Genomic DNA, 5422 nt, shown 5'->3' on the forward strand with positions numbered 1-5422 from the left:
TACGGTAGGGCATACCGGAACTCACGCTTGGGGAGAGATTCCCTCTGGCTTGGTTGGATACGTCCTGCCAAGTTAAGGAAACTCGTTGAACCAAGAATCCCTCGCTTTCAGCGATGGGAGTGTCAATGTATGTAGATGAGTCTGGTACGACTCATGACCCCAACCAACAATATTTCGTGCTAGCCGGGTTTTGTGTATTTGAGCGACAGGGATATTGGCTTGCAACCCAACTTGACCGAATTGCAGCAAGGTTTGATCCTGCTGATCCAGCAGCAGTTGAGTTGCATGGTAGTCCAATGTTCGGTGGAAGAGGATGGTGGAGAAGTCATCCTAAAGATGATCGGCATCAGGCAATTGAAGATGCTTTGAAGGTTTTCCTGCAATCTCATCCGAGTAATCGACTTTTTGCAAGTGTGATTAGGAAATCTGTAGTATCTCCACAAGATCCTGTTGAAGCCGCGTTTGAGCAACTGTCTAGCAGATTTGATAAGTACTTAATGAGATTGCATAGAAGCGGTAATACACATAGAGGGATTATTATCTTTGACAAATCTACTTACGAAACAACAATCCAGTCTTTGGCAACTGATTTTAGAACTATTGGATACACTTGGGGAGTAATAAGAAACTTTTCGGAAGTACCTCTATTTCTAGATTCAAAGGCATCAAGATCGATTCAGCTTGCGGATTTAGTCGCTTACGCTGTTTTTAGATACTTTGAGAAGGGAGACAATAGATTTTTCCCTATTATTGAACCTAGATTTGATTCGGAGGGCGGTGTAGTTCATGGGCTTCATATTCTGCAATAAATTAGATAACACAGCATAACAACCCCAATGCACCTGACCGCCCAAAGATTAATTGTGAGCATTCGAGGTTATCTGCCGCCGCTGCACTTCGCCGTTATACCGACAAGCGATCGCACCCCAAAGTTATCTGTTTTCGCCCGCAGTGAAGCAATCCCAGAGCGTAAACTACGTTTAGCGGAAGAGACGGGGGTAGATCGTCCGCCAGGCGAGGAAAATTGAGGCGATCGCCCACCCCAATAACCCCAACAATGCCCAAGGCAAATGGTCAGGTAAACCCAAGGGCCAGCGCAGCAGATCCACCAAGAGCGATAACGGTAAAAGACCCGCCACCTCTAACAAGGGTGAAGGCAACGTCTCACGGGGGAAATAGGTTCCGCAGAGCGTAAACATCGGCACAATTAAGAGATAGATGGGTACATTGATTTGATCAATCGTTCGCACCAACCCCGCCGTCAGCAAACCTGCCCCGGCAAAGGCCACACTCCCCAATAGCAAGAGCGGAATTGACAACACCAATGTTGTAATCGACATTAAGCCCCAAAGGATCGCCAGTAACCCCGTGGCTAAGGCGGCAATCATGCCCTTTGTTGCCGCCCACAATAATTCACCCGTAAACACCTCACTAAACGTTAACGGGGTGGTGAGGATGGCGTGCCAAGTTTTTTGATAGTCCAAACGCAGATAACTGGCATAGGCTCCCTCACTGTAGGACTGGAAAAGCACACCAATACCCATCATTCCCGGTGCGAGGAAGCGGAGATAATCCACCGTTGTGCCATAGTAGGAAATTTCTCCCACCAGGGGTGTTAAGCCATAGCCAAAGGCCACCAGATAAATTAATGGCTCGGATAAGGGGGGTAAACTATTCACCAGCCAAGTGGCTTGATAAACGCGGGCATTGCGTTGCCAGGCGGCATAGACCCCCCAAGGGGTGAGGGGGGCTTGACTCGGTGGGTTTTGGGTCGGGGTAAATGGAGTAAAATCAGTTTTCATCGAGACTATGACCCGTAAGGCGTAAAAAGACATCTTCGAGGTTGGCGCGGCGACGACTCAGGCCGGCAGGATGGCGATCGCTGAGATATTCCCAAAGTTCATCGCCTCGTTTGGGGGGAACGGCGATTAGGTAATGCACCCCCACCAGCCGCCCCCAGGTTTGAAATTGGGTGAGCAGGGGTTGTAATTGCTCTTCTTGCATCCCATCCACTTCAATCACCTCCTCCCCAATGGTGCTGTGGATTAAGTCTAGGGGGGTGCCACTGTTGATCACTTGACCTTTTTGTAAGAGAAGGAGGCGATCGCACAATCGCTGGGCTTCATCCATGTAGTGGGTGGTGAGCAACACCCCACAGCCCGCTTGTTTGAGTTGCGTCACCAATCGCCAAAAATCTTGGCGGGCATCGGGATCCAGACCCGTCGTCGGTTCATCCAAAAAGACGAGACGAGGACGGTTAATTAAAGCCCGGGCCAAAACGAGGCGGCGTTTTAGCCCCCCCGATAGCTGATCTACCCGATGGCGGGCGTAATCCCCTAAACCCACTTGTTCCAAGAGTTCACTAGCTCGCTGTTGAGCAGCCCGGCCGGTAATGCCGTAGAAACTGGCAAAGTAGCGGAGATTATCAAACACAGAAAAATCAGGATCCAGGTTGTCCTCTTGGGTGACAACCCCCATGATTTGGCGAGCGCGGCGGCCTTGACTCCGAACATTGAACCCGTCCACCGTTACCTGACCCCGACTGGGAATCACCGCCCCGTAGAGCATTCCAACGGTGGTAGTTTTTCCGGCTCCATTGGCTCCGAGGAATCCCAACACCTCCCCGGCGGCCAAGCTAAAGCTCACCCCCCGGACGACGGAGCGATCGCCATAGGTTTTCCACAGATCATCAGCCTGTAAGACCATAACACTCATCAGAATTATTGCGTAATACAAGATATACTACACAATGATTCCTTTAGCAACCACGATCAGCCTATACCGCCAGAAATTCTGCTGTTCCTTGAGTCGTTCCTCATTGATTGGTTCATGTGTTGACAGGTTGACGAAACAAAGACTGGTTTACCGGGCGCGAAGCACCTTATTTTATTTTTTTAACCATCCTTTAGGACGGTAAGTATGTCAATGGCCAAGATGCAACACCACTAAACCGTGATGCGTAGGTTGGGTGAAGCGCCAGCGCAACCCAACAAAAGCGGCCAAATCTTGAATTACCCCACCTTTCCCCTCCTTACTGGCTCTGCCCAGTAACGCCCCCCAGAGGCTCTATCTCCATTGCCAAAGCCTATCAAAAACCCAGTTTCTGGTATCGGGAAAAGACTGTACAATAGGGTTGCGCTCTTTAGTTCTTTCACATTAGTCACACATAATACTCGTGAATTTAAGTCCGTCCGTTCGGATTAAAATGAGCCTATCGCGTTTTCTCTATACGTCATGCGCCACTGTTTGAATCCCACCTGTTGTCAGCCCAATCCCGACCATCACCAGTTTTGCTACAAGTGCGGTAATCCCTTGTTACTACGGGGACGATATTGGGCGAAAGAGGTGATTGGTGAGGGGGGGTTTGGGCGGACGTTTTTGGCGGTGGATGAGGATCAGCCCTCGAAGCCGTTTTGTATGATTAAGCAATTTTTACCCCAAAATTTAGATCCGAAGGAGTTACCGAAGGCGTTAGAACTGTTTGAACAAGAGGCGCAACAGTTGGAAATTTTGGGAAAACATCCCCAAATCCCGGAGTTATTCGCCCATTTTGTCGAAAATAATCAGTCCTATTTAATTCAAGAGTTTATCAATGGCATCACGCTAAAAGAAGAACTCAAAAATCACGGAGTCTTTTCAGAAAAACAAATTCGCGAGATTATTTGAAAGGCAATCGGGTCAGTCATGATTTAGGGAAAATTTTAGATCGACTGATTGAGGATGCTTCAAACCGACGGTATCAATCCACAGCGGAGGTTTTAGCGGATCTCCAACCGGATAAGAAACAATCCTCGACCGTAAATCCATCCCCTTCCCCTCAACCCCCCATGCCAATCCCAACACAAAACATTCAAACCTACCATTACGAGATCATCACGCTGAATGAGCAGGGGGATATCGCCCAACGGCAAAAGGGACAAAATCAGGGCTATCTGGAAAACACCAAGGGATTAAACCTAGAAATGGTGATGATTCCAGCCGGGGAATTTATCATGGGTTCGCCAGAGGATGAAGGCCCTCAGCATCGGGTGGTTGTGCCGGAATTTGCCATGGGTCGCACCGCTATCACCCAAGCTCAATGGCAAATCATCGCCCAACTGCCCCAAGTGGTGCGCTCCCTCAATGCCGATCCTGCTCATTTCAAAGACAAAAATAACCCTGTGGAACAGGTGACTTGGGAAGACTGTATCAAGTTCTGTCTCCGGTTAAGCGAAGCTACCGGGAAACTGTACCGCCTGCCCAGTGAAGCAGAATGGGAATACGCCTGTCGAGCCGGAACAACCACCCCTTTCCACTTCAGCCCGACCCTCTCCCCCCAAGTGGCGAACTATGACGGCAACTACACCTATGGCAAGGGGAAGAAGGGGGAATATCGCAAGAAAACGATCCCAGTGGGGAGTTTAAACGCCCCCAACCCTTGGGGACTCCATGATATGCACGGGAACGTCTATGAGTGGTGTTTAGATGATTGGCATGGGAGTTATGAGGGAGCGCCAACAGATGGGAGAGCCTGGATAGACAATGATAATCATTCTCAAATTGATAGAGGCTGGCTAAAGGGATTATTGAACAATAAATCAACACAGGAGAAGCTGCTGCGTGGTGGTTCCTGGTACAGCGACCCGAAGTACTGCCGTTCTGCCTATCGCGCCTACGACGCCCGCGGCAGCAAGTTCGACTGCATCGGTTTTCGTGTCGTCGCCCCCAGAACTCTTTAACCCTCTACCCTTTTTCCCTCTTTCCCTCTTCTTGGCGCGAAGCATCTTTTTTTATTTTTTTTTAACTTGCCCTATGCTTATCACTAAGCCTCGATTCAACACTTCTGACACCGTGTAGATTTACAAATTCTCAATAAAATCTTCAACTGTGACTTGAGCTTGTTTGAGAATACTGCTGAGTGTGCCAATCTTTAGTTCCCTGTGTAGAGGGACAACACAACCGATGGTTTTTTCAAGATTGATCTTCTGGAGTACAACATGACTTCCGGTTTGACGAATTTGCCTAAACCCCATTTTTTTGAGTGCTTTGATGGCTTGTTTACTGGAAAGACATGGGAGTTTAGGCATAGTTAACTTCCATGCTAGTGATGAGTGGGGGAGCTTTTTCCGGGAGTGGAAATTCTTCAAGATAGAGGCGTGTTGCTTCTTTAAGTCCTGCGATCGCTGCTTCGATGGTTTCGCCTTGATCCACTGTGCCTACTTCGGGACATTGGGCAATGTATAGATCGTCTTCTTGGTGGACAATGATGGTAAATTGGCGAGTCTTCATGGGTAATTTTTTGTTCAATGGGATATTTTTACCAAAAACTTGGGTCTAAAGCCCCGTCCTTCCAGGACGGCTTTTTATGCCGGATGGTAAAATGTAACCATGATTGTACTTGAGTTTAAAGCCTACGGCAAAACCCAGCAAGTTCGGGCAATCG

General features: G+C 48.7%; 7 protein-coding genes. 3 read left to right on the forward strand and 4 right to left on the reverse strand.

The genetic code is table 11. The features are described 5' to 3' along the window. The first annotated feature begins 125 nt into the window (after positions 1-125). A complete protein-coding gene (locus tag K4A83_RS21670) occupies positions 126-809 on the forward strand; it encodes a DUF3800 domain-containing protein (protein ID WP_265266792.1) in 684 nt (227 codons plus the stop codon). Between the two features lie 171 nt (positions 810-980). On the opposite strand, the gene K4A83_RS21675 is transcribed toward K4A83_RS21670, so the two are convergent. Next, a complete protein-coding gene (locus tag K4A83_RS21675; RefSeq protein ID WP_265266794.1) occupies positions 981-1802 on the reverse strand; it encodes an ABC transporter permease in 822 nt (273 codons plus the stop codon). Beyond that, positions 1792-2706, reverse strand: a complete 915-nt coding sequence (locus K4A83_RS21680) for an ABC transporter ATP-binding protein (protein WP_407810264.1) — start codon at positions 2704-2706, stop codon at positions 1792-1794. The genes K4A83_RS21675 and K4A83_RS21680 overlap by 11 nt, the downstream gene beginning before the upstream one ends. Positions 2707-3234: 528 nt before the next feature. On the opposite strand from K4A83_RS21680, the gene K4A83_RS24160 reads away from it, so the two are divergent. Further along, the gene (locus K4A83_RS24160; RefSeq protein WP_265266797.1) at positions 3235-3666 is read left to right on the forward strand and encodes a protein kinase domain-containing protein; all 432 of its coding nucleotides are present in this window, start codon (positions 3235-3237) and stop codon (positions 3664-3666) included. Next, complete coding sequence (locus K4A83_RS21690; protein WP_265266798.1) at positions 3663-4718, forward strand: formylglycine-generating enzyme family protein; 1056 nt, start codon at positions 3663-3665, stop codon at positions 4716-4718. Before K4A83_RS24160 ends, K4A83_RS21690 begins: the two co-directional genes overlap by 4 nt. A gap of 120 nt (positions 4719-4838) precedes the next feature. On the opposite strand, the gene K4A83_RS21695 is transcribed toward K4A83_RS21690, so the two are convergent. Together K4A83_RS21695 and K4A83_RS21700 are read right to left on the reverse strand one after the other, a co-directional pair. Further along, positions 4839-5066, reverse strand: a complete 228-nt coding sequence (locus K4A83_RS21695) for a type II toxin-antitoxin system HicA family toxin (RefSeq protein WP_265266799.1) — start codon at positions 5064-5066, stop codon at positions 4839-4841. Then, positions 5059-5268, reverse strand: a complete 210-nt coding sequence (locus K4A83_RS21700) for a type II toxin-antitoxin system HicB family antitoxin (protein ID WP_265266800.1) — start codon at positions 5266-5268, stop codon at positions 5059-5061. Before K4A83_RS21700 ends, K4A83_RS21695 begins: the two co-directional genes overlap by 8 nt. Between the last annotated feature and the right edge of the window lie 154 nt (positions 5269-5422).

The organism is Spirulina subsalsa FACHB-351 (assembly GCF_026130165.1).
Classification (GTDB): domain Bacteria; phylum Cyanobacteriota; class Cyanobacteriia; order Cyanobacteriales; family Spirulinaceae; genus Spirulina_A; species Spirulina_A subsalsa_A.